This window comes from Streptomyces sp. ADMS (assembly GCF_033441795.1).
GTDB lineage: Bacteria > Actinomycetota > Actinomycetes > Streptomycetales > Streptomycetaceae > Streptomyces.
Window position 1 is genome coordinate 1 of the sequence record NZ_JAVFVX010000108.1, and the last position, 24,464, is coordinate 24,464.

The 24,464-nt window shown below is 71.2% G+C and carries 25 protein-coding genes and 3 pseudogenes; 16 read left to right on the plus strand and 12 right to left on the minus strand.

Features of this window, described 5'->3' with window-relative positions:
- The first annotated feature begins 462 nt into the window (after window positions 1-462).
- A complete protein-coding gene (locus tag RB628_RS32480) occupies window positions 463-648 on the plus strand; it encodes a DUF397 domain-containing protein (RefSeq protein ID WP_318324197.1) in 186 nt (61 codons plus the stop codon).
- A gap of 33 nt (window positions 649-681) precedes the next feature.
- Here the strand turns inward: RB628_RS32480 and sthA are convergent, their stop codons facing one another.
- The 3 genes from sthA to RB628_RS32495 all read right to left on the minus strand — a co-directional run bounded on the left by sthA (window position 682) and on the right by RB628_RS32495 (window position 2,570).
- Window positions 682-2,085, minus strand: coding sequence for a Si-specific NAD(P)(+) transhydrogenase (sthA, locus tag RB628_RS32485; RefSeq protein ID WP_318324198.1), 1,404 nt, complete (start codon window positions 2,083-2,085; stop codon window positions 682-684).
- Between the two features lie 91 nt (window positions 2,086-2,176).
- Window positions 2,177-2,398: a hypothetical protein gene (locus RB628_RS32490; protein WP_318324199.1), complete on the minus strand. Its 222-nt coding sequence runs from the start codon at window positions 2,396-2,398 to the stop codon at window positions 2,177-2,179.
- Between the two features lie 25 nt (window positions 2,399-2,423).
- Window positions 2,424-2,570 carry a hypothetical protein gene (locus RB628_RS32495; protein WP_318324200.1) on the minus strand — a complete coding sequence of 49 codons (147 nt, stop codon included), beginning with the start codon at window positions 2,568-2,570 and terminating at the stop codon, window positions 2,424-2,426.
- Window positions 2,571-2,584: 14 nt separating this feature from the next.
- Here RB628_RS32495 and RB628_RS32500 point away from each other — a divergent pair.
- Window positions 2,585-2,758: pseudogene (locus RB628_RS32500) on the plus strand (esterase); the annotation flags it as partial.
- 27 nt (window positions 2,759-2,785) lie between these two features.
- Here the strand turns inward: RB628_RS32500 and RB628_RS32505 are convergent.
- The 3 genes from RB628_RS32505 to RB628_RS32515 all read right to left on the minus strand — a co-directional run bounded on the left by RB628_RS32505 (window position 2,786) and on the right by RB628_RS32515 (window position 5,578).
- The gene (locus tag RB628_RS32505) at window positions 2,786-3,796 is read right to left on the minus strand and encodes an RNA polymerase sigma factor (RefSeq protein WP_318324201.1); all 1,011 of its coding nucleotides are present in this window, start codon (window positions 3,794-3,796) and stop codon (window positions 2,786-2,788) included.
- A gap of 372 nt (window positions 3,797-4,168) precedes the next feature.
- Entirely contained in the window at window positions 4,169-4,561 is a 393-nt protein-coding gene (locus RB628_RS32510) for an SCO5389 family protein (protein ID WP_318324202.1), read from the minus strand.
- 66 nt (window positions 4,562-4,627) lie between these two features.
- Entirely contained in the window at window positions 4,628-5,578 is a 951-nt protein-coding gene (locus RB628_RS32515) for an ATP-binding protein (protein ID WP_318324203.1), read from the minus strand.
- A gap of 193 nt (window positions 5,579-5,771) precedes the next feature.
- Between RB628_RS32515 and RB628_RS32520 the strand changes: the two genes are divergently transcribed.
- The 5 genes from RB628_RS32520 (at window position 5,772) to RB628_RS32540 (ending at window position 12,146) form a co-directional block, all read left to right on the plus strand.
- Entirely contained in the window at window positions 5,772-6,308 is a 537-nt protein-coding gene (locus RB628_RS32520) for a GNAT family N-acetyltransferase (protein WP_318324219.1), read from the plus strand.
- Window positions 6,309-6,417: 109 nt separating this feature from the next.
- Window positions 6,418-7,920, plus strand: a complete 1,503-nt coding sequence (locus RB628_RS32525) for an ABC transporter substrate-binding protein (RefSeq protein ID WP_318324204.1) — start codon at window positions 6,418-6,420, stop codon at window positions 7,918-7,920.
- Between the two features lie 3 nt (window positions 7,921-7,923).
- The gene (locus RB628_RS32530) at window positions 7,924-9,684 is read left to right on the plus strand and encodes an ABC transporter permease subunit (RefSeq protein WP_318324205.1); all 1,761 of its coding nucleotides are present in this window, start codon (window positions 7,924-7,926) and stop codon (window positions 9,682-9,684) included.
- A gap of 179 nt (window positions 9,685-9,863) precedes the next feature.
- Window positions 9,864-11,048, plus strand: coding sequence for an MFS transporter (locus RB628_RS32535; protein ID WP_318324220.1), 1,185 nt, complete (start codon window positions 9,864-9,866; stop codon window positions 11,046-11,048).
- Window positions 11,049-11,234: 186 nt separating this feature from the next.
- Window positions 11,235-12,146, plus strand: coding sequence for a UTP--glucose-1-phosphate uridylyltransferase (locus tag RB628_RS32540; protein ID WP_318324206.1), 912 nt, complete (start codon window positions 11,235-11,237; stop codon window positions 12,144-12,146).
- A gap of 358 nt (window positions 12,147-12,504) precedes the next feature.
- Here the strand turns inward: RB628_RS32540 and RB628_RS32545 are convergent, their stop codons facing one another.
- Window positions 12,505-13,296, minus strand: a complete 792-nt coding sequence (locus RB628_RS32545) for a CDP-alcohol phosphatidyltransferase family protein (protein ID WP_318324207.1) — start codon at window positions 13,294-13,296, stop codon at window positions 12,505-12,507.
- 106 nt (window positions 13,297-13,402) lie between these two features.
- On the opposite strand from RB628_RS32545, the gene RB628_RS32550 reads away from it, so the two are divergent.
- The 6 genes and pseudogenes from RB628_RS32550 to RB628_RS32575 all read left to right on the plus strand — a co-directional run.
- Window positions 13,403-14,386, plus strand: coding sequence for a dehydrogenase (locus RB628_RS32550; RefSeq protein ID WP_318324208.1), 984 nt, complete (start codon window positions 13,403-13,405; stop codon window positions 14,384-14,386).
- A 113-nt stretch (window positions 14,387-14,499) separates the two neighbouring features.
- On the plus strand, window positions 14,500-14,898 hold the full coding sequence (locus RB628_RS32555; RefSeq protein ID WP_318324209.1) for a 6-carboxytetrahydropterin synthase: 399 nt from the start codon (window positions 14,500-14,502) through the stop codon (window positions 14,896-14,898).
- The gene (locus RB628_RS32560) at window positions 14,895-16,145 is read left to right on the plus strand and encodes a glycosyltransferase family 4 protein (protein ID WP_412180757.1); all 1,251 of its coding nucleotides are present in this window, start codon (window positions 14,895-14,897) and stop codon (window positions 16,143-16,145) included. The genes RB628_RS32555 and RB628_RS32560 overlap by 4 nt, the downstream gene beginning before the upstream one ends.
- Entirely contained in the window at window positions 16,142-16,438 is a 297-nt protein-coding gene (locus tag RB628_RS32565; RefSeq protein ID WP_318324210.1) for a hypothetical protein, read from the plus strand. The genes RB628_RS32560 and RB628_RS32565 overlap by 4 nt, the downstream gene beginning before the upstream one ends.
- The gene (locus tag RB628_RS32570) at window positions 16,435-17,469 is read left to right on the plus strand and encodes a class I SAM-dependent methyltransferase (protein ID WP_318324211.1); all 1,035 of its coding nucleotides are present in this window, start codon (window positions 16,435-16,437) and stop codon (window positions 17,467-17,469) included. The genes RB628_RS32565 and RB628_RS32570 overlap by 4 nt, the downstream gene beginning before the upstream one ends.
- A pseudogene (locus tag RB628_RS32575) lies at window positions 17,466-18,524 on the plus strand (lysylphosphatidylglycerol synthase transmembrane domain-containing protein); the annotation flags it as partial. The gene RB628_RS32570 and the pseudogene RB628_RS32575, both read left to right, overlap by 4 nt.
- Window positions 18,525-18,604: 80 nt before the next feature.
- Here the strand turns inward: RB628_RS32575 and RB628_RS32580 are convergent.
- Complete coding sequence (locus tag RB628_RS32580; protein WP_318324212.1) at window positions 18,605-19,381, minus strand: creatininase family protein; 777 nt, start codon at window positions 19,379-19,381, stop codon at window positions 18,605-18,607.
- A gap of 38 nt (window positions 19,382-19,419) precedes the next feature.
- Between RB628_RS32580 and ribA the strand changes: the two genes are divergently transcribed.
- The 3 genes and pseudogenes from ribA to RB628_RS32595 form a co-directional block, all read left to right on the plus strand.
- Window positions 19,420-20,076 (plus strand): GTP cyclohydrolase II, encoded by a 657-nt coding sequence (gene ribA, locus RB628_RS32585; protein ID WP_318324213.1) that lies wholly within the window; start codon window positions 19,420-19,422, stop codon window positions 20,074-20,076.
- A 96-nt stretch (window positions 20,077-20,172) separates the two neighbouring features.
- Complete coding sequence (locus RB628_RS32590; RefSeq protein ID WP_318324214.1) at window positions 20,173-20,463, plus strand: hypothetical protein; 291 nt, start codon at window positions 20,173-20,175, stop codon at window positions 20,461-20,463.
- Between the two features lies 1 nt (window position 20,464).
- Window positions 20,465-20,613, plus strand: a pseudogene (locus RB628_RS32595) (saccharopine dehydrogenase); the annotation flags it as partial.
- Window positions 20,614-20,648: 35 nt separating this feature from the next.
- Here RB628_RS32595 and RB628_RS32600 read toward each other — a convergent pair.
- The 4 genes from RB628_RS32600 to RB628_RS32615 all read right to left on the minus strand — a co-directional run bounded on the left by RB628_RS32600 (window position 20,649) and on the right by RB628_RS32615 (window position 24,391).
- Window positions 20,649-21,875 (minus strand): serine hydrolase domain-containing protein, encoded by a 1,227-nt coding sequence (locus tag RB628_RS32600; protein WP_318324215.1) that lies wholly within the window; start codon window positions 21,873-21,875, stop codon window positions 20,649-20,651.
- 54 nt (window positions 21,876-21,929) lie between these two features.
- Entirely contained in the window at window positions 21,930-22,127 is a 198-nt protein-coding gene (locus RB628_RS32605) for a hypothetical protein (RefSeq protein ID WP_318324216.1), read from the minus strand.
- Window positions 22,128-22,227: 100 nt separating this feature from the next.
- Entirely contained in the window at window positions 22,228-23,691 is a 1,464-nt protein-coding gene (locus RB628_RS32610) for a membrane-associated oxidoreductase (RefSeq protein WP_318324217.1), read from the minus strand.
- A 100-nt stretch (window positions 23,692-23,791) separates the two neighbouring features.
- Window positions 23,792-24,391: a histidine phosphatase family protein gene (locus RB628_RS32615; RefSeq protein WP_318324218.1), complete on the minus strand. Its 600-nt coding sequence runs from the start codon at window positions 24,389-24,391 to the stop codon at window positions 23,792-23,794.
- Window positions 24,392-24,464 lie beyond the last annotated feature (73 nt).

A 24,464-nucleotide genomic window follows, 5' to 3' on the forward strand; every position in this document is an offset into this window, starting at 1 on the left:
TGAGGTGCTAGTGCCCTTTATCGGGCGTGGGGGTTCAAGTCCCCCCTCGGACACATCGACATCGTTCATCGTGGACATAGTTGCCCCATGAGACCCGTTTCACGGGCAGGGGAAATCAGGCACCCGCCTCCGGCTCCCGGCCGGGCGCGGGTGTTTCGTCGTTCGGCAGGCGCTGGGCGTGTCCTCGTGTCCCCCGTTCGGTGGGCTGGTGGTGTAGTCAGCCGACAGCGATCCTTTCTCGTCGTGAGGTGTCTGCGGTGCGGGTTGCGGTTGTCGGGTCGTGGATCAGCAGGAGGGCGTCGGTGCGGAGAAGTTCCACGGCTTCTGCCGGCGAGGACAGCGGCCGAGTCTCCCCGGGGGGTCTCGGCCTGGCCGCAGGCAGTCGCCCCAAGGCGTGTTCGGAAGACCGCGCGCTGTCAGGTCGAGGGGTCCGGTCGGCGCTTCCCGACTCCGAGGAGAACCGTGAGCACTACGGAACTCGCCTGGTTCGAGTCCAGCTACAGCGGTAGCCGGGGCGACGCCTGCGTTGAGGTCGCCTTCACCGAACAGGCCATCTGTGCAAGGGACTACAAGGACGTGACGCGCCCCCACCTCGCGGTCGGCCGTGACGGCTGGACCTCGTTCGTACGGTACGCCGTGTACGGCTGAGCCCTATGGGCGGGCCCAGCCGTACGGCGTGACTCAGTCCCGCAACCGGTCGATCTGCCGCAACCTGTTCGTCGCGTCCAGAGCGGCCACCTTGTAGGACTCCGCGAGCGTCGGATAGTTGAAGACCGCGTTGACCAGATAGTCGACCGTTCCGTCGCACCCCATCACGGACTGGCCGATGTGGATCAGTTCCGTCGCTCCCGTGCCGAAGCAGTGGACGCCGAGGAGTTTGCGGGTCTCCGGGCAGACCAGCAGCTTGAGCATGCCGTGGGAGTCGCCGATGATCTGGCCCCGGGCCAGTTCGCGGTACCGGGAGATGCCGACCTCGAACGGTACGCACTCCTCGGTGAGCTGGTCCTCGGTGCGGCCGATGAAGCTGATCTCGGGGATGGTGTAGATGCCGATGGGCTGGAGGTTGTGCATCCGGTCGACCGGCTCGCCGCACGCGTGGTACGCCGCCGCCCGGCCCTGTTCCATCGAGGTCGCGGCGAGGGCCGGGAAGCCGATGACGTCGCCGACGGCGTAGATGTGCGGCACCTCGGTGCGGTAGTGCTCGTCGACCGTGATCCGCCCGCGCCGGTCCGCGGACAGTCCGGCCTTGTCGAGGGCGAGTTCGTCGGTGAGGCCCTGGCGGCCCGCCGAGTACATCACGGCGTCCGCGGGGATCTTCTTGCCGCTCTCCAGGATCGTGAGGGTGCCCCGGGGGTGGCGTTCCACCGCCGCGACCGTCTCTCCGAAGCGGAAGGTGACGGCCAGATCCCGCAGGTGGTACTTGAGGGACTCGATCACCTCGATGTCGCACATGTCGAGCATCCCGGCCCGCTTCTCGACCACCGTGATCTTGCTGCCCAGGGCCGCGAACATGGAGGCGTACTCCATGCCGATCACCCCGGCTCCGACGATGACCATGGAACGCGGCACCCGTTCCAGGTTGAGCACGTTGTCGGAGTCCATGATCGTGCGCTCGTCGAACTCGACGCTGTCCGGTCGGGCCGGCCGGGTCCCGGTGGCGATGATGATGTGCTCGGCGCTCAACAGCCGTTCGTGGTCGGTCACTTCGCGCAGGGCGACGGTGTGGTCGTCGACGAACCGGCCGGTTCCGGCGAACAGGGAGACATGGTTGCGGGACAGTTGGCTGCGGATGACGTCGACCTCGCGGCTGACGACGTGCTCGGTGCGCGCGGTCAGGTCGGAGACGGTGATGTCCTCCTTGAGGCGGTAGCTCTGACCGTACAGATCGCGCTGGGTGAGGCCGCTGAGGTAGAGCACCGCCTCGCGCAGTGTCTTGGAGGGGATGGTGCCGGTGTGGATGGAGACCCCGCCGACCATGTCGGGGCGGTCGATGACGGCGACCCGGCGGCCGAGCTTGGCTGCCGCGATGGCAGCCTTCTGGCCGCCAGGGCCGGATCCTATGACAAGCATGTCGAAGTCGGGCACCCTCGTGAGTCTGTCAGCCCGAGGCCACCGCCCGGAAGGGTGAACAGGCAACTGTTGACCTCGACACCGGGACTCCGTCGCCGACTTCGGCTCAGGAGGGCTGCGGAGTGAGGCGTTCGAGGGCCTTGCTGTCGTAGTAGCGCGTCATCGCGAAGCCGAAGAGCAGCGCGAGCGCGGCGCCGGCCGCGATCATGATCCGCTCGCGGCGCAGCGGGCCGTTCGTCTTTAGGCGCTTCAGCGGAGGAGAGAGAGGGTGCTGGACATCCAGATGCAGTGTGACCGCGGTCCTGCCCGGAGATCGAGCCCGGCTCACCGCACCAGCGTCACCAGGTACCGCGCTAGGTCAGGCCCAGCTCGTCCAGCAGCGGCCGGTAGCAGCCGGCAGCGGGCGGCGACCGCTCGGGAGGCCGCGCAGAGGGCGAGCGCAACTGGTCGTCGAGGAGCAGGGAACCCTCCTGCGGCGGTCCATTTCCGGCTGCGCTCACGGTAGGACTCCTGGGGCGAGGCGTACGCGAACAGGCTGCGCGAGGCCGGCGTACCCGTCACCGCCGTCCGCTACCAGCGGATCATCCATGACTTCGTGATGCTGCACGGCCTGCGCGGGACCCAGGCCGCCGAGGCCGCCACCGGGCAGGCGATCCGCACCCTGAGTACGGCACTCGGAACGGCGTGACGCCCGTAACGCGCGGCGGAGTCCGGGTCACATGGCGTCGAGATAGTCCCGCAGCACCTGAGAACGGGACGGATGGCGCAGCTTGGACATCGTCTTGGACTCGATCTGGCGGATCCGCTCGCGCGTCACCCCGTACACCTGGCCGATCTCCTCCAGGGTTCTGGACCGGCCGCCGGACAGGCCGTAGCGCAGGGAGATGATGCCGGCCTCCCGTGGGGTCATCTCCGCGAGAATGGACTGGATGGTCTCCTGGAGCAGCAGGAAGGAGACCATGTCCATGGGGGTGACGCTGTCGCGGTCCTCGATCAGGTCGCCGAGCTCGCCGTCGCCGTCCTCGCCGAGAGCGGTGTGCAGCGAGACGGGTTCCCGTGTGTAGGCGGTGAGTTCCGGCAACCGCTCCACCGGGACGCCCGCCTTGTCCGCCAGTTCCTCCGGTGTGGGGTCCGTGCCGAAGTCCTGGATCAGCTCGCGGCGGGTGCGGGCCACCCGGTTGATGACCTCGACCAGATGCACGGGGATGCGGATGGTCCGGCCCTGGTCCGCCAGCGCGCGCGAGATCGCCTGCCGGATCCACCAGGTCGCGTACGTCGAGAACTTGAAGCCCTTCGCGTAGTCGAACTTCTCGACGGCCCGGATCAGGCCCGTGTTGCCCTCCTGGACCAGGTCCAAAAACAGCAGTCCGCGGCCCGTGTAACGCTTGGCGACGGACACGACCAGCCGGAGGTTCGCCTCGATGAGATGGGACTTGGCGCGCTCTCCGTCCGCAACGACGATCGCCAACTCCCGCTGGAGTACGGCGTCTCCGGGTGGCGCGTCCAGCAGTTTGTGCTCGGCGTACAGTCCGGCCTCGATGCGTTTCGCCAGGTCGACCTCCTGCTCTGCGTCGAGGAGCCGGACCCGGGCGATGAGCCGGAGATAGTCCCGCACCTGGTCGACCGACCCGCCGGCGGTGGTGGTGGTGAGCCGGGGGAGTGGAGCGTCGCTCTCGTCCTCGGTGGCCGGGTCGAACACATCGGTCACCTCGGTGTCGGTCGCCATCGTGCTCACTTCCTCTCCAGTGAGTGCACGCAGGAACGTCCCTGTATGAGAACGAGCCTCGGCCGCCGCGTGTTCCGGAGTCCCCTGGGCAATCACCCGGCCGCCGCCTGTGCCGCCCCTCCGGGGCGATGACGATCACCCGGCCCACCGTCTTGATCACGTCGAGGCTGGGCTCACGGGCGCTCCCGCTGACGGTGCGGTCCTTCATCCGTTCGACTCCGGGCCGCCAGGGGCCGTGGGGTCGCCGAATCGTTGGTGAATTCCTGGGGGTGGGAATGCGTGGTCACGGATGTCCGGCACTGTCGATTCCCCGGGGAACCCCCGTGTCCCCTGTCCCCGGGGAATCGCTGTCCGGCGAACCGGATCGCCGCGTCAGCAATCGCGGAACTCCGGCGACTGGTTGAGCACCTGCGAGCGCAGCGAGGTGAAGCGGGCGTAGGTCGCGCCGTTCTGCGCGCCGGGGTGGAAGGCCGCGACCCGGTGGCAGTTCTGGAAGGCGAGCGCGATGCCGAAGTGCCGCTCCAGGCTGCCCCGGATCGCGTCACTGGCGAGCGCCCGCAGCAACTGGCCGCGCTCCTTCTCGGACGGCGGCGGGGTCTGGTTGTCGGCGAACTCGGCGGTGCCGCCCTGTAGTTCGGAGGCGAGGTCGGCGATGAGCTGGTAGGCGTACGGGAGCGAGGTGCGGACGGTTTCGACGAAGTCGTCCTCACGGATGTCACCCTGCTCGGCTTCGGCGAGGAGCTGGGGGGAGACGTCGAGCGACATGAAGGGGTGTCCTGTTCTTTCGTTTTCTTTCGTTCTCACGGGTGGTGCGCTTGGGTGGGGGCGGGGTCAGGCCAGAGCGGCGGGTCCGTGCACGAACTCCGGGTCCACCTGCTCGGCGAGGTCCAGGCCCGTCGCCCTGTCCGCCCACGCGCGGGCGTTGCGCAGATGGAACTCGACGGCGTGCCGCTGGAAGGTGGCCCAGTCCTTGGGGCGGGCGTCGACCGCGTCCCGGAGCTGGTTCAGCGCGTGCAGGTTCTGCGGTTCCAGCTCGCCCTGGTCGCGGCCCTGTTCGGCGGCGCGCACCCAGGAGGACTGGACGAGGTGGGTGAGCAGGTGGTCGCCGGTCTCCTCCTTGAGGAAGAGGAGGTCGTCCTCGCCGGTGACCTTGTTGCCGATCACCGCGAGCGGAATCCCGAACTCGCGGGCGTGGTCGCGGTACTGGCGGTAGACCGAGACACCCTTGCGGGTCGGCTCGGCGACCAGGAACGTCATGTCGAACCGGGTGAACAGTCCGGAGGCGAACGCGTCCGCTCCGGCGGTCATGTCGACGACGACGTACTCGCCCGGGCCGTCGACGAGATGGTTGAGGTAGAGCTCCACCGCGCCCAGCTTGGAGTGGTAGCAGGCCACGCCCAGGTCGCTCTCGTCGAAGGCGCCGGTCGCCATCAGCGGTACGCCGCCCACGCGCTCGACATGCCGGGTGTGGATCTCGTCGTCGCCGAGCGGGCGCAGCAGCCGTGAACCCCGGCCGGGCGGGGTCGTCTTGATCATGGCGTCGCGTGACTCGACGCGCGGGTTGGTGCCGCGCAGGTAGTCCTTGATGTCGCCGAGGTGGGCGCTGAGCGGCGGCGCGGAGAACGCCTCGCCGCCGACCGGGTCGAGCGCCTCGGCCAGGTGCTGGTTGATGTCGCCGTCGATGGCGAGGACGGGCGCGCCGGAGCGCGCGAGATGGCGGGAGAACAGTGCGGACAGCGTGGTCTTGCCGCTGCCGCCCTTGCCGACGAACGCGACGCGCATTACCGGGCCGCTCCTCGTTCTTTGCCAGCCTTTTTGGAAATGAATGTCATGTGGCAAGTATTTATGCACCGATCGAGGCTCTGTCAAATCGACCCGCCTCCAACTGGGGTGGGGTGGGATTGAGTTGGCGGCCAGGTGCTCGATTCGATTGCCGCTGCTAAATGCATATAATGTGCAGGTGCGTGACTATGGCATCAGTGATTACCGCATCAGGGCAGCGACCCCCGGCGACCTCGACGGCGCACGCGCCGTCATGCTCGACACCGTCTACCGCGACTTCGGCACGGGATACGTGCCCCACTGGCACGGTGACGTCATCGACCCCGCGTCCGCCTATCTCGCGCCCGCCCGCCACACCCTCCTGGTAGCGGTCGACGAGCGTGACGCGAGCGTCGTGGCCACCGGCGCCCTCGACTCGCGAGGCCCGCTCCACCCGCCGAACCCGCGCCAGGTCGCCGAACGGTATCCCTCGGGCGCCACAGCGCAGTTGCGCCGGGTGTACGTCCGTCCCGAGCACCGCAGGCGCGGCCTGGCCCGGCGGCTCGTGGCCGAACTGCTGGCCTTCGCGGCGTCCGACGGCGGCTATCGCGCCGTCTACCTGCACACGGACCCGGCAGTGGTCGGCGCCGAGGGGTTCTGGCGGTCGCTGGGCAAGGTCGTGCACGACGAACGTGAGGACGAGGGCGGCGGGCAGAGCGTCATGCACTTCGAGGTTCCGCTGGGGCGGTGATCGTCGGAGGCCACCCCGGGCTAGCTATTGGAAATGATAATCAGATAGTCTCCGGTTTCCGTGCGGCTCCGTCCGTGCCACCCCGCTCCCTTCACAGATACCGAGGACCATGCGTACCCCCCGCCGTCGCCGACTGCTCGTCGGACTGCTGCTCTCCCCGCTGCTCACCGGCTGCTTCGCCTCCGGCGGCGACGACGGCGACTCGTCGTCGGACGCCGGGTCCGGCTCCCGGCTGCGGGTCGCGCTCGCCTTCCCGCCCGCCGAGAACCTCTCGCCGTACGGTGCCGACGCCACCCTCCTCAGCCGCCTCGGCGTCACCGAGGGCCTCACCGCCCTGGACGCCAACGGCACCGCCGCACCCGCGCTCGCCGAGGCCTGGACCCGCACGGACGACCTCACCTGGCAGTTCACGCTGCGCGAGGCAACCTTCCAGGACGGCACCGAGGTCACCGCGGTCACCGTCGCCGCCGCCCTCACCCGCGCCACCCAGGCCGAGCCCGAGCCCGCCGCCCTCACCGGCATCACCCTCACCGCGAAGGCCGCGGGTGACGGACGAATATCCGTCACCACCGCCGAGCCCGACCCCGTGCTCCCGCTGCGCCTCTCCAGCCCCGGTCTCGCCGTGCTCGCGCCCAAGGCGTTCGCGAAGAAGGGTGCCGTCGACCCGGTCGGCACAGGCACCGGACCCTTCCGGCTGACGAAGATCACCGGCTCCACCGCGGCCACCCTCGACCGCTTCGACGACTACTGGGGCGGACGCGCCCAGGCCTCCGGCATCGACGCCCGGTTCATCGCCGACGGCACCGCCCGCGCCAACGCCCTGCGCACCGGCCAGGTCGACATCGCGGAGTCGATCCCCGTCGCCCAGGCCGCCTCCCTCGACGAGGCGACCCGCCGCGAGACCGCCACGGCCCGCACCGCCTACCTGCACCTCAACACCAGGTCCGGCGCCTTCAAGGACGCGAAGCTCCGGGCCGCCGCCCGCGCGGCCGTGGACACCTCCGCGATCGCCGACGGTGTCTACGAAGGTCACGCCGACGCCGGCCAGGGCATCTACGGCCCGGCGCTGAGCTGGGCCGAGGGCAAGCGCGTCCAGCCCGCCGGGCGCGCGAAGGCTGCGACGCCCAACGGCACTTCCGTGACCCTCGCCACGTACGACAACCGGCCCGAGCTCCCGGAAGCCGCACAGGTGCTGAAGCAGCAGCTGGAGAAGGCCGGGTTCAAGGTGACGCTGGAGGTGCGGGAGTACTCGCGCCTCGAAAGTGACGCGCTCGACGGCAGGTTCGACGCCGTCGTCGCCGCCCGCAACACCATGCTCGACACCGGCGACCCCGTCTCCGTCCTCGCCAGCGACTACACCTGCGACGGCGGCAACAACCTCTCCCTGCTCTGCGACCAGAAGGTCGACCAGGCCGTCGCCAAGGCCGAGGGCATCGAGGACACCGCGAAGCGGCAGGACGCGGCCATGGCGGCGGAGGCACTGATCCTCGGCGTCGACGCCGTCGTCCCGCTGGCACACCAGCGGATCATCACCGGCGTCGACGCCGGTGTACAGGGCGTGCTCCTCGATCCGTACGAGCGCACGCTGGTCGGTACCGGAACGCGGCGCTGACCCGTGCGGGGTCGTGTGGGCACGCTCCTGTGGCGTGCCCTGCTCGCCGCGCTGCTCGTGTGCGGGATCGGCCTGCTGCCCTGGCTGACCCGCACCGACCCGGCGCTCACCGTGCTCAAGGCCCGGTCGGCGGAGCGCGAGGCCACCCCGGCCGTGCTGGCCGACATCCGGGAGCAACTGGGCCTGGACGCCGGACCGTTGCGGCTCCTCGGGGACTGGCTCGGCGGGCTGCCGCGCGGCGACGCCGGGCGGTCCTGGATCTCCGGGGCCGAGGTCATGCCCGGAGTTCTGCAGGCGCTCGGCGCCTCGCTGCTGCTGATGGCCGTGGCGCTGACCATCGCCTTCCTCGTCGCCGCGCTGGTGTGCGCCCCGACGCTGTGGACCGGCGGGCGCCGGCGCACCGGCGGCAGCGGGTCGGCGATGGTCGCCGCGCTGCCGGAGTTCCTCACCGCGTCCGTGCTGGCCACCGTCGTCGGCGTCCAGCTCGGCTGGCTGCCCGCCCTCGGCTGGTACGGCTTCCAGTGGACGATCCTGCCCGGCCTCGCCCTCGGTCTGCCCGCCGGGGCGCTGCTCGGACGGCTCCTCGACGATCTGCTGCCCGGAGCCCTCGCCGAGCCCTGGGCACTGGCCGCCGCCGCGCGCGGCATCCCGGCCCGGCGCATCGCGAGCCAGGCCGTACGGCGCTGCGTGCCCGGACTGCTCCCCAACGTCGGGCTGTTCGTCGTCGGGCTCACCGGTGGCTCGGTCGCCGTAGAGCAGATCTTCGACATCCCCGGCCTCGGCCGCACTGCCCTCCAGGCCGCCATCGCCCAGGACCTGCCCGTCCTCCAGGCGAGCACCCTGGCCCTCGTCCTGTTCGCGGCCCTCGCCGCGGGCGCGACCCGGATCGCCGCCCGGCTGCTCATCGGCCCCGCCCTGCGCGACGGCGGCCTCTCCTCCCTGCACCGGCCCGCGCCGCCCGCCCGCCGCACCCCGCCCCTGCTGTACGCCGGTGTGCTGCTCGGTGTCGTCGCCCTCGGGCTGCCGCGCGATCCGCTTGCGCTGGACACCCGGGCCCGGCTCCAACCTCCTTCCTGGGCGCACCCGTTCGGGACGGACGCACTCGGCCGCGACGTTCTCGCCCGCGTCGGGCACGGCGCCCTCGAAACGCTGCTGCTCGCCTCCGCGATCAGCGCCGCCGCGCTGCTGATCGGGCTGGTGCTGGGGTTGCTGCCCCGGCTGTCCGGGCCTCTCGTCGACACCGTCAACGCGATACCCCCCGTACTCGCCGCACTGCTCGTCACGGCGGTCGTGGGCGGAGGCGGTGCCACCCCCGCGCTCGCCGTGACCGCCGTCGCCTGGGCACCGCTGGCCGCGCACACCGCCGCCCTGCTGCGCCAGGAACGGGCCACCCTCCATGTCACGGCCACCCGGGGCCTGGGCGCCGACCGCTGGTACGTCCTGCGCAGTGAACTCCTGCCCGCCGCGCTGCCCCCGGTCACCCGGCACGCCCTGCTGCGGCTGCCGGGTGTCGCCCTCGCCCTGGCAGCCCTCGGCTTCCTCGGCCTCGGCGCCCAGCCACCGTCCCCGGAATGGGGGTTGCTCCTCGCCGAGAACCAGCCGTACGCCGAACGCGCCCCCTGGGCGGTCCTCGCCCCCGCCGCAGTACTGGCCCTGCTCGGCGCCCTGGCCGTGACCGCCGTGGGCCTCACCGCCCGGCGGCAGCGCAAGACCGTGCGGGTGACACAACACCGCCCGAAGACGAGAGAGTTGGCCTTCCAGTGATCACCTCCGCAAATGGCCGTCGAGGAGGGGGTGCCTGCCTGGATGCGTTGGTCGCCGTTGTTGGGGGTGTGGCAGTGGTGGACGGTTGTGCGGGTGGCTCAATCGTGGTCGGAGACAAGTGAGTTGGCCGTTCAGTGATCACCTCCGCAACCGCCGTTGAGGACAGGGCGCCCGCCCGGATGCGGCTGTCGCCGCTGCTGCGACTGCTGATCCTGACCCAACTCGCCTTCAACGTCGGCTTCTTCGCCGTTCTGCCCTTCCTCTCCGAGCACCTCGGGCAGGCGATCGGCATGGCGGGTTGGCTCGTCGGGTTCGTCCTCGGGCTGCGTACCTTCAGTCAGCAGGGGCTGTTCGTGGTCGGCGGCGCGCTCGCCGACCGGTACGGCATCCGGCCGGTGGTGCTCGCGGGCTGCGCCCTGCGCATCGCCGGCTTCGTCTGGCTCGGCTACGCCGACTCGACCGCGACCGTCATCGGCGCCGTCCTTCTCATCGGCTTCGCCGCCGCGCTGTTCTCGCCCGCGGTCGAGTCCGAGGTGGCCCGGCAGGCGGTCGCCTGGGAGGAGCAGGGCGGCGGCTCGCGCACCCGGGTCCTCGCGCTGTTCACCGTGGCCGGGCAGACGGGCGCCTTCGTAGGGCCGTTGCTCGGCGGACTGCTCCTGTCCGTCGACTTCCGGGTCGTGTGCCTCGCGGGCGCCGGAATCTTCGTCCTCGTCCTCGCCGGGCACGCCTGGCTCCTCCCGCAGCACATACCCGGCCGGGAGCGCATTCGCGCGAAAGGGGGCGTGCGCACACTGCTGCGAAACCGCCGGTTCCTCGCACTCTGCTCCGCGTACGGCGCCTATCTGCTGGCGTACAACCAGCTGTATCTCGCGCTTCCCGACGAGGTGGAGCGCGCGACCGGCTCCCAGACGGCGCTGGCCTGGCTGTTCGCCCTGTCCTCGCTGCTCGTCGTGACCGCCCAGCTGCCGGTCACCCGCTGGGTCGGCGACCGGCTCGCCCTGCGCCGCTCCATGGTCGTCGGGATGCTGCTGATCTCCGCCGGGTTCGCGACGGTGGCCCTGGCCAGGCCCGCAGGGTGGACCGGCATCGCCGGGCTGCTGCCCGCCGCAGGCTTCGTCGTCCTGCTCACCTTCGGTCAGATGCTGGTCGCGCCGGTGGCCCGCGCCTGGGTGCCCGACCTCGCCGAGGAGGGGCGGCTCGGCCTCTACACCGGTGCCCTTTCGTCGGTTTCCGGCCTGATCGTGCTGGTCGGCAGCTCGCTGACCGGCACCCTCCTCGACACCGGACTGCCCGCGGTGGTGCCCTGGCTGGTGCTGGCCGCCGTACCCCTCGCGGCGATCGCCGTGCTGCCGCGCCGGCCCTGAAACGGTGGCCGGGGGAGCACCCCGGGGGTCTGGGCGGCACGGCGGTGGGGCATGCCGAATTGGTAGCGTCACACCACTCGCGCCGACAAGCACGGGTGAGCACCGAACAGCACCACTGAGCACGATCATGCACCACCACGCACAACGACCGCTGATACGCGTACGCGCTTTCGCACAGGGGGGCCCATGGCCACGATTCGCAGGGCAGTCATTCCCGCAGCCGGACTGGGGTCCCGGCTGCTGCCGCTCACCAAGGCGACACCGAAGGAGATGCTGCCCGTCGGTGACAAACCCGTCATCGAGCACACGGTCCGGGAGCTCGTGGCCTCCGGCATCACCGACATCACCATCGTCGTGTCCGGCGGCAAGGGCCTGATCCAGGACCACTTCCGGCCCAACCCCGGCCTCGTCGACCAGCTGCGCGCCGACGGCAAGGACGCCTACGCGGACGCGGTGGAGGAGGTCGGCGAGCTGTCCCGGCTCGGCCACATCACCTACCTCGACCAGCACGGCCCGTACGGCAACGGCACCCCGGTCCTCAACGCCGCCCGCAACTTCGGCGACGAGCCGATGCTCGTGCTGTGGCCCGACGACGTGTTCGTCGCCGAGGTCCCGCGCGCCCAGCAGCTGATCAAGGCGTACGAGGCGACCAACTCCCCGGTCCTCGCGCTGATGCCGATGGACCCGGGCGACTCGCAGCGCTACGGCGTACCCGTCGTCAAGGAGGACCTCGACGACGGTCTGCTCCGTATCACCGGCCTGGTCGAGAAGCCCCGCCCGCAGGACGCGCCCTCCGCCTACGCGGCCATCGGTGGCTACGTCATCACGCCCGGCATCATCGACGAACTGCGCGACCAGACCAAGCGCTGGTACGACCACCGCACCGGCGAGGTCTACCTCACCGACGCCATCAACGCCTACGCCGGCAGCCGGGCCGTCTACGGCCAGGTGATCCACGGCCGCTGGTACGACACCGGCAACCCGCTCGCCTACCTCACCGCCCAGTTCGCGGCAGCACTCAACGACCCGGAGTACGGGCCGCATCTGCGCCGTCTGGCGAAGGAGCTGGAGGACGAGGAGATCTCGGGCGGCGAGTAGCCGCCGGGACTCGGTGGCTGTGCCGGGGCCCGGCCGTGGGAGGGTCCCGGTCCGCCGGGTCGAGGCGCCTCAGGCGGGACAGGACGAGCCGGAGAACCCGGCGACACCGAAAACCGACGGCGGAGGAGGGTGCCGCCGCGGGTACCCGGGCGGCGGCTTCCGTGAAGAGCGACGCCGGTCGGGCCTCGGGCCCGGCCAGTGAACCGACGGCTCGCGGGCTGGGGATCGCCGGGCTGATCGTGGGGGGTACTGGGCCTGGCCGCTGCGGCGTTCGCGCTGGTCAGGACCCGGGAATCGCATTCGTGGAACAGCAGTCGCAGGACATGCGGTCCGCGTCCCGTCGCTCGCGGACCGCGCCTCAGCGGGACGCGGACTCGGGCACCAGCGCGCGCAGCTGCTGCTCCACCGAGGCGATCGACGCGACGGGCGCGGTCCGCGGGCGGGACGTCCGGTACAGCCACAGGACGTCCCGGCCGAACGACCAGACCAGCGTCCCCAGCGCCAGCGCGATGACCGCCCGCGTCCCCGCCAGGGGCAGGTACCCGGAGGCGCCGAGCAGCAGCAGGACGCCCTGGAGGGCGGCCACGGTCTTGCGGGCGATACTCGGGGGGAGCGGCGCGTTCAGCCACGGCAGGGCGCGGGCCGCCGCGACGAAGGCGTAGCGCATACCGCCGATCAGCAGGACCCATGGGCCCAGCGACATCGACACGTACACGCTGAGCACCAGGATCAGAAACGCGTCGACCTCCATGTCGAAGCGCGCGCCCAGCGACGAGCAGGTGCCGGTGCGGCGGGCGACCTTGCCGTCCACGCCGTCGAGGATCAGGGCCACGGCCGTCAGGCCGACGAACAGCGTGACGGGCGGCGAGCTCACGAAGGAGTCCGCGACCAGCGCCGTCACACCGCCGACCAGTGTCGCCCGGCCGAGAGTCACCCGGTTGGCCGGGCCGAACGACTTCGACCCGGACCGGTGCAACGCGCGGGACAGGACTGCCCAGGTGGCGATCGCGAACGTCAGTCCGGTCAGCCAGCCCGCCGGGCCCAGACCGATCACGGAGCCGAGCAGGGCCAGCAACAGGATCTGAACGCCCGCTCCCAGAGCGGTCTCCTGCTGGACCAGCCTTGCGTCGTACGTGTTGTTCAGGGCCACCGCTCGTCCTCCGCCTTATGTACAGAGTGGATCATGCCGCGTACTGTGCGCGGACTGTGCACATCTCGGTACGTGAACAACTTCCCAAGCGTTCAGGAGGACTCCGATGAAGCGCGCCGCACGTGCGTTCTGGATCGGTTCGCCGGACCACGGAGAGATCCGTGACGTCGAACTGCCGGCGCCCGGCGAGGGCGAGGTAGTCGTCCGCACCCTGTGGTCCGGGGTGAGCCGCGGCACGGAGACGCTCGTCTTCCGGGGCGGGGTTCCGGTCAGCCAGTACGCGGCCATGCGGGCGCCGTTCCAGGAGGGCGACTTCCCTGGCCCGGTCAAGTACGGCTACCTCAACGTCGGTGTGGTGGAGGAGGGCCCGGACGCGCTGGTCGGCCGTACGGTCTTCTGCCTCTACCCGCACCAGACGCGGTACGTCGTCCCGGTGGGCGCGGTGACACCGGTACCGGACTCGGTGCCCGCCGAACGGGCGGTGCTCGCCGGGACCGTGGAGACCGCGGTGAACGCCCTGTGGGACGCGGCGCCGCTGGCCGGCGACCGGATCGCGGTGGTCGGCGGCGGGATGGTCGGCTCGTCGGTCGCCGCCCTGATCGCCCGGTTCCCCGGTGCGCGCGTCCAGTTGGTGGACGCTGATCCCGGGCGGGCGAAGACCGCGGAGGCGCTCGGCGTCGGCTTCGCGCTGCCGGGGGACGCCCTGGGGGAGTGCGACCTGGTCGTCCACGCCAGCGCCACGGAGGCGGGACTCGCCCGCTCGCTCGAACTCCTCACCGCCGAAGGCACCGTGATCGAACTGAGCTGGTACGGCGACCGGCGCGTCAGCCTGCCGCTGGGAGAGGCGTTCCACTCCCGGCGGCTCACCGTCCGCAGCAGTCAGGTGGGCTCAGTGTCCCCGGCCGCGCGGCCCGGCCGCACCTACGCCGACCGGCTCGCCCTCGCCCTGGACCTGCTGGCCGACCCGGCGCTCGAAGCCCTGATCACCGGCGAGAGCGCCTTCGAGGAACTCCCGGACGTGCTGCCGAAGCTCGCCTCCGGGGAGATTCCGGCACTCTGCCATCGTGTCCGCTATCCGGACGCAGACTGACAGAATCGTTTGAACAAGCCGTTGAACAAGCCGCCGTGGGTAGCCGTACTACTCGGCATGCCCCGGCAGCGATCAGCACGGGGCAAGACGCGCCGCACCTGGAGGGTCGTCCGTTGTTCAGCATCACCGTTCGCGATCACATCATGATCGCCCACAGCTTCAGCGGAGAGGTCTTCGGGCCCGCGCAGCGCCTGCACGGAGCGACGTTCCTCGTCGACGCCACGTTCCGCCGCGAACAGCTGGACGAGGACAACATCGTCGTCGACATCGGCCTGGCCACCCAGGAACTCGGTGCCGTGGTGAGCGAGTTGAACTACCGCAACCTCGACAACGAGCCCGACTTCGCCGGGATCAACACCTCCACGGAGTTTCTGGCCAAGGTCATCGCCGACCGGCTCGCCGCACGGATCGAGAAGGGTGCCCTGGGTGAGGGCGCGCGAGGCCTGGCGGGCCTCACCGTCACGCTGCACGAGTCGCACGTCGCCTGGGCGAGCTACGAGCGTGTCCTGTGACCGACACGACCCTCGACCGCGCGGTTCCCCTCTCCCCGGCGGCCACCTCGGCCGCCCCGGCACAGGTACAGGTGCAGGCTCACGTGCAGACGACGCTCAACTACGTGCCCGTGCAGAACGCGGCCCTCAAGAACGCGGCGATCACCCCCATGTCCCTTCGCTCCGTGCACTTCGTGATGCCGGGCGGCGTCGACGACCCCGCCAAGCCGAGCGGCGGCAACGCCTACGACCGGCGGATCAGCCTCGACCTGCCCGGCTTCGGCTGGCAGGTCCACAAGCACGCCGTCGCCGGTGACTGGCCCCGGCCCGGCGCGGACGCCCGCGCGGAACTGGCGCGGACGCTGCGCGAGTTGCCGGACGGCACGGTCGTCATGCTGGACGGCCTGGTGGCCTGCGGCGTCCCCGAGATCATCGTCCCGGAGGCCGAACGGCTGCGCCTCGCCGTGCTGGTGCACCTCCCGCTGGGCGACGAGACGGGCCTCGCCCCGGTCGTCGCGGCGGAGCTGGACGCCCTGGAGCGGACCACCCTGAGGGCGGTACCCGCGGTGATCGCGACCAGCGACTGGGCCGTCCGGCGCCTCGTCTCCCACCACGGACTCGCCCCGGACCGCGTGCACATGGCGGCGCCCGGCGCCGACATCGCCCCCCTCGCCTCCGGCACCGACGGCGTCTCCCGGCTGCTCTGCGTGGCCGCCGTGACCCCGCGCAAGGGCCAGCACCGGCTGGTGGAGGCACTGGCCGCGGTGACCGACCTGCCGTGGAGCTGCGTCTGCGTCGGCGGGCTCGAACAGGACCCCGAGTACGTCGCCGACCTGCGCGCCCTGATCGCCAGGCACGGCCTCGAAGACCGGCTGCACCTGGCCGGCCCCCAGGCGGGTGCCCAGCTCGACGCCAGCTACGCCGCCGCCGACCTCATGGTCCTCACCTCCTACGCGGAGACGTACGGCATGGCCGTCACCGAGGCGCTCGCGCGCGGCATCCCCGTCCTGGCCACGGACGTCGGCGGCCTCCCCGAGGCCGTCGGGCGCGCGCCCGACGGCGGGGTCCCCGGCATCCTCGTACCGCCGGAGAACCCGGCGGCGCTCGCGGCGGAACTGCGCGGCTGGTTCGGCGAGGCGGACGTCCGCCGCCGCCTGAAGGCAGCCGCGAGAGGCCGCCGGGCAGCCCTGGACGGCTGGGCGGCGACGGCACGGAGCCTGGCCGGAGTCCTGGGCCGGATCCCCTGGGAACCTCGGAGGGCGGCATGAAGAAGGCGCTGACGACAACGGCTCCGACGGCGCTCCCGGGCGCCGGCACCGGGGCGGTCTCCCCCCGGGGGCACCGGGCGGCCTCGCTGCGGAGTGCCGTCGGGGTACGGGGGCGGATCGCCTCGGGAACCTCGGAGAGCGGCATGAACCCGCTGACCACGACGACGGCTTCGGTGCCGCCCGTGGACGCCGACATCGAGTTGGTCGCTGCCCGGGGACGCCGGGTGGCCGCGCTGCGGAGTCTCGTAGGGGCGTCGGGGCGGACTTCCCGGGAAGCAAGGAGCGTGGCATGAAGAAGGCGACGGCCATGAGCGGTTCGGCGGCATCAGAGATCCAGCGACGGGGGCCGGTGACGCCGGTGGACGTGAACGCCAAGCCCGCCGCCGGGATTCCGGCCCAGCCCACCCACCGGGACGTGAAGGCCGGGGCCGGGCCGGTCGGCCCCGGGGAGCGGGGCACGATCCGGCTGCGTGAGGCCGGGCCCGACGACCCGCCCCGGTACGCGCCCGACTGGCTGGAGCTGCGCGAGGGCGCCGACGCCGCCGCACGAGCCGTCGAACTGCTCGACCCGCTGCGCATCCGGCTGGCCAACCTGCCCGGAAAGCCGGGTGGCACCGTCATCCACGACCTGGGCTGCGGAACCGGCTCCATGGGCCGCTGGCTCGCGCCCCGGCTCGACGGCGCCCAGCACTGGGTCCTGCACGACCGCGACCCCTACCTGCTGCACTTCGCCGCCGTGGCCTCGCCGCGCGCCGCCGCCGACGGCAGCCGCGTGACGGTCGAGACGCGGCGCGGCGATGTCGCCCGGCTGACCTCCGACGCGCTGGCCGGCGCCTCGCTGGTCACCGCCTCCGCGCTGCTGGACGTCCTCACCCGCGAGGAGATCGACGCCCTGGCCACGGCCTGCGCGGGCGCCGGCTGCCCGGCCCTGCTGACCCTGTCCGTGGCAGGCCGCGTCGAATTCGGCACCCCCGATCCGCTGGACGGCGACATCTCCGACGCGTTCAACACCCACCAGCGACGGGCGGGCCTGCTCGGCCCCGACGCGGTCACGGCGGCCTGCGAGGCCTTCGACCAGCGGGGCGCCGCGGTCCACGTCCACCCGAGCGCCTGGCGCCTCGGCCCCGTGGAGGCCCCGCTCACCGCGGAGTGGCTGCGCGGCTGGGTCGCGGCCGCGGTGGAGGAACGCCCGGAACTGAGGTCACGCGCCGACCAGTACCTCACCGAGCGCCTGGAGGCGTGCGCGGCCGGGGAGTTGCGGGTCGATGTCCACCACAGCGACCTCCTGGCCCTGGCCAGGCCGAGGGACGGGGCGACGTCATGAGTGTGCAGACGGTCGACGCGCCCCGCAAGGGGCGCGGGGAACTGCGCGACAAGCCCCCACCGGCCCGCGGCCAGCGAACCGCGTATCCGGTGCCCTCCGCCCAGACCCGCCCCGGCAGGACGGCCGTACCGGCAAACGGACATGCTTCCGCCGGCCGCGCCGGAGTCATCGGCTTCGTCGGGCCCCGGGACACCGCCCCGCAGGCATCCAGGCCGAGCCGTCTCCGCCGAGCCGCCGGAGGCATCCGCCCCCACGTGGGCACCCTCGCCGGAGCAACGATTCTCGGGGTGCTGCTCTGGCGCCTCGGCACCGGTGTCTTCCTGGACGGGCTGCGCCGGATCGACGTACCGACGCTGTTCGTGGCCCTCGGGATCGGGCTGCTCACCACCGTGTTCAGTGCCTGGCGCTGGGCACTGGTCGCCCGGGGCCTGCGCATCAGGCTGCCCCTCGTCCCCGCGATCGCCGACTACTACCGCTCGCTGTTCCTGAACGCGGCCCTCCCCGGCGGCGTCCTCGGAGACGTCCACCGTGCGGTACGGCACGGGCAGAGCGCCGGTGACATCGGTCGCGGGGTCCGTGCGGTCGTCCTCGAAAGGGCCGCCGGACAGATCGCGCTGGTCTCCGTCGGCGCCGTGGTGCTGCTCACCCAGCCCTCGCCGGTGATGGCCGAGGCCCGCCGGGTCGTCCCGATGGTGGCCTTCGCCGCCGTGGGCGCCGTCGCGGTCGTCGTCGCCGTCCGGATGAACCGGGCCCCGAGTGCCGCCGGACGCCGCACCCGCGCCCTGCGCGCCGCGCTCTCCGAGGCCCGTGTGGCCCTGCTCTCCCGCGAGAACCTTCCGGGTGTCGCGCTCTCCTCCGTGGTCGTCCTCTCCGGCCACCTCGGGATGTTCGTGGTCGCCGCCCGGGTCGCCGGATCCCCGGCCCCCGTCGCCGAGCTGCTGCCGCTGGCCGTACTGGCGCTGCTGGCGATGGGACTGCCGCTGAACGTCGGTGGCTGGGGCCCCCGCGAGGGTGTCACCGCCTGGGCGTTCGGCGCGGCGGGGCTGGGCGCCGGCATGGGGCTGAGCGTCGCCGTCGTGTACGGGGTGCTGAGCTTCGTGGCCGCCCTGCCCGGCGCGGTCGTCCTGGTCGTCCGCTACTTCTGGTCGCCGTCGGCAGCGCGGTCCCCGGCGCCGGTTCCGTCAGCGGTGAGCATCGAGAAATACGCCCCGAAGGACTCGGCGAAGCTTGCCAGCAACGCCTTCCCCTTTTCTGCGGAGCCCAGCGAAGGACGGCCGATGACACCGGAATCGGTGTAACCGGCCATCCCGAGAGTGAGGAGATGGCGTCGGTCGTCGGCCACGAAATCAGCGGTCTCATAACCGGGACGGAGCAATTCGGGATGAGCGTGCAACAGGATGGAGGTCTCGATTTCCCCCGCGTGCATGTCGGTGAGCAGCGAGGTCACCACTCCGGCCCGCTCGCGCGCCGCCTCCCAGTCCTCCGCTGCCGGGAACAGTGCCATCCGCTCACCACGTGCGGAGGATTCCTGAACGACGTTGCCCAGTACGTAGTTCCCGCCGTGTCCGTTGACGACCACCAGGGCGTCCACGCCCGAGCGGCGCAGCGAATCGGCGACGTCCCGTACTACCGCGTGAAGGGTCACGGAGGAGATGCTGACGGTTCCCGGCCAGGCGGCGTGCTCGTGCGAGCAGGCGATGGTCACCGGCGGAAGGAGGTGCACCGGGTGTGTGGCTGCGATCTCCCGGGCAATGGCACAGGCGACCAGGGTGTCGGTTGTCAACGGAAGGAAGGGGCCGTGCTGTTCGAAGCTCCCGACCGGAAGAACGGCGACCTGCTTTGAGACGCCGGCGGCTCGTGTCCGTACGTCTTCCGTAGTGTCCACCGGCAACCGTATTCCCGAATCATCCATGTTCTCACGGCCTTTCGTCTCTGCTTAGGAACCAGATCATGACAGAAAAAATTGGCGTACTCGGCAAAGCCTCCCAGGCCTCGGGAGTCGAACGCGTCGTGAATGCGCCGTTGCCCACCGTGTACGGCGATTTCCAGGCGGTCGGCTACATGGACCACGATCGCGGTGACGAGCAAGTGGCCCTGGTCTACGGCGAGATCACCGAGGACGACGTGCTCACCCGGCTGCATTCCGAGTGCCTGACCGGCGACGCCTTCGGCTCCCAGCACTGCGAATGCGGTGACCAGCTCGACTCCGCGCTGCGCGCGATAGTCGCCGAAGGACGCGGCATTCTCGTCTATCTCAGAGGGCATGAAGGCCGGGGTATCGGTCTGCTCGCCAAGCTGCGCGCGATGAAGCTGCAGGCGGAGGGCCTGGACACCGTCGAGGCGAACCTCGCGCAGGGCCTGCCGGTGGACTCCCGCGACTACGGCGTCGCGGCGGAGATCCTCCACGACCTCGGTGTCCGCTCGGTGCGCCTGATGTCCAACAACCCGCGCAAGCGCGAGGCGTTGCTCCGTCACGGCATCAAGATCGCCGAGGACGTCCCCCTGCTGATCCCGCCGTGCGAGAGCAACATCACCTACCTGCGGACCAAGCGCGAGCGTCTCGACCACGTCCTGCCGCACCTCGACGCGGTGGCCCACTGGTCGTGACCGGGCGGCCCGGCCCAGGGGCCCGATCAGGGGGCGCGCGTCACTCAAACGCGCGCGGGGGGTGCCAGACGCCCCGATTCCGGAAAGGAAGAGGGAATGACCGACGACGTCCTCTTCCTCTCCCGGGACCGCGTGACGGCCCTCCTCGGCACCGACACGGCGATCGCCTCGCAGCGCGCGGCGTTCGGCGCGCTGGGTGAGGGTGGCGCCAGTACGCCCGATCTGCCCGGGAAGATCATGCACCCCAGCCGCTTCGACGACAGTGTGGTCTTCGCGTACGTCTCCCGGCGGTCCCGGGACACCGGTGCGGTGGCGAAGTTCGGCGGCGTCAACCCCGGCAACGCTCGTGTCTCGTACGTGTGGTCGACTGGTCGCTTGATTGGCTGACACCCGCACGCTGGCCCTGGGTGTCCGGCACATCCTGGACGGTTCGCTGCCGTCGGGCCTGAGCCGCGCCGCCGGGACGGCAGGCGTTCGGAGGAGTGGCTGGGCGAACTGGGCGGGGAGGGGCTGGAGTTCAGGCTCACCGTCGGCTGACGAAGGCGCGCTCCCCGCCTGCTGCCCACGGGCAGCTACTGGGTGACGACCGCCTCGTGCACGAGGCGCTTGAGGTCGTGCCAGTAGGACTGACTTGTCCTGTGCCGAACCTGTGTCATGAACTGCACCGTCAGATCATGGCCCGGGTCGACCCAGAACGTCGTCGTCGCCACCCCGCTCCAGCCGTACGTGCCGAGGCTCGTCGGGGCCGACGTGCGGTCCGGGTCGATCACCACCGAGACGCCGAGGCCGAAACCGACTCCCGCGTTGTTGGGTTCTCTGTGGGGCGCGGCACCGAAGGTTCGCAGGTCGGCGCCGCCGGGAAGGTGGTTGGAGGTCATCAGGGCCACCGTCTCGGGCAACAGAAGGCGGACGCCGTCGAGTTCGCCGCGCCGACGCAGCATCTCCATGAACCGGTGGTAGTCGTGGGCGGTGGCGACGACACCGCCGCTGCCGGAAAGGAACCTGGGCCGGCTCTTCAGCGGCAGGCCCGGGGTCGGCTCGATACCACCGTCCTCGGTCTCCCCGTACAACTCGGCCAGGCGTTCGGCCTGTTCGCCGGTCACACAGAATCCGGCGTCCGTCATGCCGAGCGGGCGGAAGACACGCTCGGCGACGAACTCGTCGAGCGGCTGCCCGGACACCACCTCGATGACCCGGCCGAGGACGTTGGTGGCGACCGAGTAGTTCCACTGCGCGCCCGGCTCGAACTGGAGCGGCAGGCTCGCGTACACCGCGCATGTCCCGGCCAGGGTCGAGCCCGGCACCACCGACGACTCCAGGTTGGCCCCGCGGTAGAGGGCGTCGACGGGGTGCGAGTGGTAGAACGCGAAGGTGAGGCCCGCCGTGTGGGTCAACAGGTGCCGGAGCAGGAGGGGTTGCGCGGGCCGCGTCCTGAGGCCGTCCCCGGAGCCGCTCACGTACACCTGCGGGTCGGCGAACTCCGGCAGGAAGCGGGACACGGGGTCCGTGAGCGCGAGCCGCCCCTCCTCCAGCAGTATGAGCGCGGCGACCGAGGTGACCGGCTTGCTCATGGAGTAGATCCGCCACAGTGTGTCGGCCTCGACCGGAAGTCCGGCCGCGATGTCGCGCCGGCCGTGCGTGGTGAGGTGTGCGACGCGGCCGGCGCGGGCCACGGACACGAGGAAACCGGGCAGGCGTCCTTCGTCGACAAAGTGGGCGAAGTGCTGGTCGAGGCGGTCCAGTGCCTTCGCGTCCAGTCCGACCTCGCTCGGTTCGACCTCTTGTCGAAGCTGTGCCATCGTTCCCCTCCGGTCGCTTGAGGTGCCGTCCTGTCATACCCCGACAGGACCACCTCAGGCCTGTGACCTCCCATGGTGACGCAGGGATTGGACAGACGACCCCTTTCCGTCGCCCATACCGGGGTGTTTCCGGGTGGCCAGTACCCCGACGAGGGCCACGCCCGCGAGTACGGGCAACGCCGTGCGCGGTCCGCCGGTGGCGGCGGCGAGCGTGGCCGCCGTGGCCACCCCGAGGACCGGACCGACGTTCATCCGGTCTGCTGCAACCGCCCGTCACCCCTGCGGACTCGGCCGACGCACGCCGTACGACGACGGCCGTCGCGGTCACCATCACGCCCACCGCTGGCTGGCCTTACTGCCGGGTGACGCTCCTGCTCACACCGGCGATGACGGTCGTGGCCAGGATCCAGCCGGTCAAGATGAGGACGTAGGACAGGAACTGATACCCGCCCACGGGCGCGAAGGCCCCTTCCTGGCCGAAGGAGATCACCGGGAGGAGCAGGTCGAGGGTGTAGAAGACGGGGTTGAACTCCGGTGCCTCGTCGGCCTTGAGCGGGTGCGGGTGGTGCAGGGCGTACACGGTCGAGCCGGCCGCCAGCAGCGACAGCAGCCAGACGGCGGCACGCAGTGGCCGGAAGCCGTAGCCGACGGTGAGGTCCTGGAGGTGGCCCCAGGCACGGCCGAGCCAGGGCAGGGTGGCCCGGTGCCGGCGCAGTTTGGCGAGCTGGACCCGGCGGGCCGCGCCCTCGTCGCCTACATGCCGGTAGGCGGCGGCCAACTGCTCGTAGGCGTACGGGACATAGCCGTCGCCGTCGCGTTCCAGGAGGGGCAGTCGGCGCTCGGCGGGCTCATGCGGGGTGAGCGCCGTGTAGCTGAGGTTGTTGAACAGCACCTCGCCCGCCACGACCTGCGGCTCGAAGCCCAGTACGTCGATCCGGGAGCGGCGCAGATGGAGGGTGCCATCGAGCGGCTCGCTGCGGAACAGCCACAACTCGCCGATGACGCAACTGCTGGCCCGCAGGGCCATGCCGCCGGGGTTCGACAGCCTCGACCGATTGAGGTCGAGCCGCCCCGTGATGCGGGCGCCGCGCAGGTCGATCCCGCCCTCGGCGCGCAGCCGCCGCGCCCGTACGTCGGCCCGCACCTCAAGTGACTGCGCGCTGAGCGCCCGTCCGCCGGGATTGCTCAGGTCGGCGCCCTCCAGATTGACGGAGCCGCCCACGGTGGCACCGTCGAGCCGTACCTCGCCCCGCGCCCGCAGTCCCGGTGCCGCGAAGCCGTCGCCGAGGACGGACTGGTTGAGCTGGAGCACCGCCACGGACGCGTCGGAAGTGATGAGTTCGGCCCCGTCCATGAAGAGCGCGCCCGCGATCTGCGACCCGGCCAGCCGTACCGGCCCGCGCACCCGGCAGTCCGTCATCCGGAGCGGGCCGTCGATCCGCGTACTGGGGAGGTTGAGGGCCGGGAGCACCGAGCCGCGCAGATTCAGCTGACGCAGCCGGGAGCCGTAGAGGTCGGGCGACTCGTCGAAGTGGCAGTACCGCAGATGGAGCGGGTGGTCCACCACCGCGTACATGAGGTTCAGCTGCCCCGTGATGCGGGCGCCCGACAGCCTGAGCCTGGGTATCTCGCCGTCCGCCTGGGGGGTGCTGAGCAGAAGGGCCCTCAGTACCGAGGCACGTACGGTCCGCTCCGGCCCCCACTCGGAGCCGGTGGCCGGATTCTGGGCCTCCGTCTCGCCGAAGTCGACGGGCTCGCCCCTGGGGAACGCCCGCCACACGCGTACTTCGGCCGGCGTCAGATCGTTGATCTCCATCGGGGCGACTCTGGCGCGCCCCCGACACAGATGTCAATCGGGTCCGGGGACAAAGCCCCGGACCCGATCGGCACTTAGTCCGCCGGCCCGCGACCGGGGCTCAACTCACCGCACCTTGCCGGGAGTTCCACTCCACCACCACGGGACGGCCGTGCTCCGTGGAGAGTCTGCTGACCGTGCCCGTGGCGAGCTGGAACAGCCGTCCGTCGGCGGGCGGCAGTTCGAGGTAACGGGCTGTCAGCACGCGCAGGAAGTGCCCGTGCGCCACCAGGATCACGTCACCCTCTTCGAGTGCGTCCTGGATGTGGGCCAGGACGCGGTCCGCGCGCCGGCCCACCTCGGCGGGGGTCTCGCCCGGGTGCCCGTCCGGGCCGGACGGCACGCCGTCCGTGAACAGGTACCAGTCGGGTCGGGTGCGATGGATCTGGCGGGTCGTCACACCCTCGTACCCGCCGTAGTCCCACTCGTGCAGGTCCGGGTCGATCGAGGCCCCGGACAGGCCCGCGAGTTCGGCGGTGCGGATCGCGCGGGTGAGGGGGCTGGTCACTACCCGGGTGAAGGCCCGTCCGGCGAGGAGCGGAGCGAGGGACTTGGCCTGTTCCTCGCCGTGCGGGGTGAGGGGCAGGTCGGTCCAGCTGGTGTGCTGTCCCGACGCGCTCCACTCCGTCTCGCCGTGGCGGATCAGAAGGAGGTCACCCACGGCCGGCTACTCCCTGGACTCGACCGCGTGGCCGCCGAACTGGTTGCGCAGCGCCGCGATCATCTTCATCTGC

Coding starts and splice junctions, on each gene's coding strand:
- RB628_RS32505 (WP_318324201.1), bottom strand. CDS start 3,796: ATGGCGACCGACACCGAGGTGACCGATGTGTTCGACCCGGCCACCGAG.
- RB628_RS32510 (WP_318324202.1), bottom strand. CDS start 4,561: ATGTCGCTCGACGTCTCCCCCCAGCTCCTCGCCGAAGCCGAGCAGGGT.
- RB628_RS32515 (WP_318324203.1), bottom strand. CDS start 5,578: ATGCGCGTCGCGTTCGTCGGCAAGGGCGGCAGCGGCAAGACCACGCTG.
- RB628_RS32525 (WP_318324204.1), top strand. CDS start 6,418: ATGCGTACCCCCCGCCGTCGCCGACTGCTCGTCGGACTGCTGCTCTCC.
- RB628_RS32535 (WP_318324220.1), top strand. CDS start 9,864: ATGCGGCTGTCGCCGCTGCTGCGACTGCTGATCCTGACCCAACTCGCC.
- RB628_RS32540 (WP_318324206.1), top strand. CDS start 11,235: ATGGCCACGATTCGCAGGGCAGTCATTCCCGCAGCCGGACTGGGGTCC.
- RB628_RS32550 (WP_318324208.1), top strand. CDS start 13,403: ATGAAGCGCGCCGCACGTGCGTTCTGGATCGGTTCGCCGGACCACGGA.
- RB628_RS32565 (WP_318324210.1), top strand. CDS start 16,142: ATGAAGAAGGCGCTGACGACAACGGCTCCGACGGCGCTCCCGGGCGCC.
- RB628_RS32570 (WP_318324211.1), top strand. CDS start 16,435: ATGAAGAAGGCGACGGCCATGAGCGGTTCGGCGGCATCAGAGATCCAG.
- RB628_RS32580 (WP_318324212.1), bottom strand. CDS start 19,381: ATGGATGATTCGGGAATACGGTTGCCGGTGGACACTACGGAAGACGTA.
- ribA (WP_318324213.1), top strand. CDS start 19,420: ATGACAGAAAAAATTGGCGTACTCGGCAAAGCCTCCCAGGCCTCGGGA.
- RB628_RS32590 (WP_318324214.1), top strand. CDS start 20,173: ATGACCGACGACGTCCTCTTCCTCTCCCGGGACCGCGTGACGGCCCTC.
- RB628_RS32600 (WP_318324215.1), bottom strand. CDS start 21,875: ATGGCACAGCTTCGACAAGAGGTCGAACCGAGCGAGGTCGGACTGGAC.
- RB628_RS32605 (WP_318324216.1), bottom strand. CDS start 22,127: ATGAACGTCGGTCCGGTCCTCGGGGTGGCCACGGCGGCCACGCTCGCC.
- RB628_RS32610 (WP_318324217.1), bottom strand. CDS start 23,691: ATGGAGATCAACGATCTGACGCCGGCCGAAGTACGCGTGTGGCGGGCG.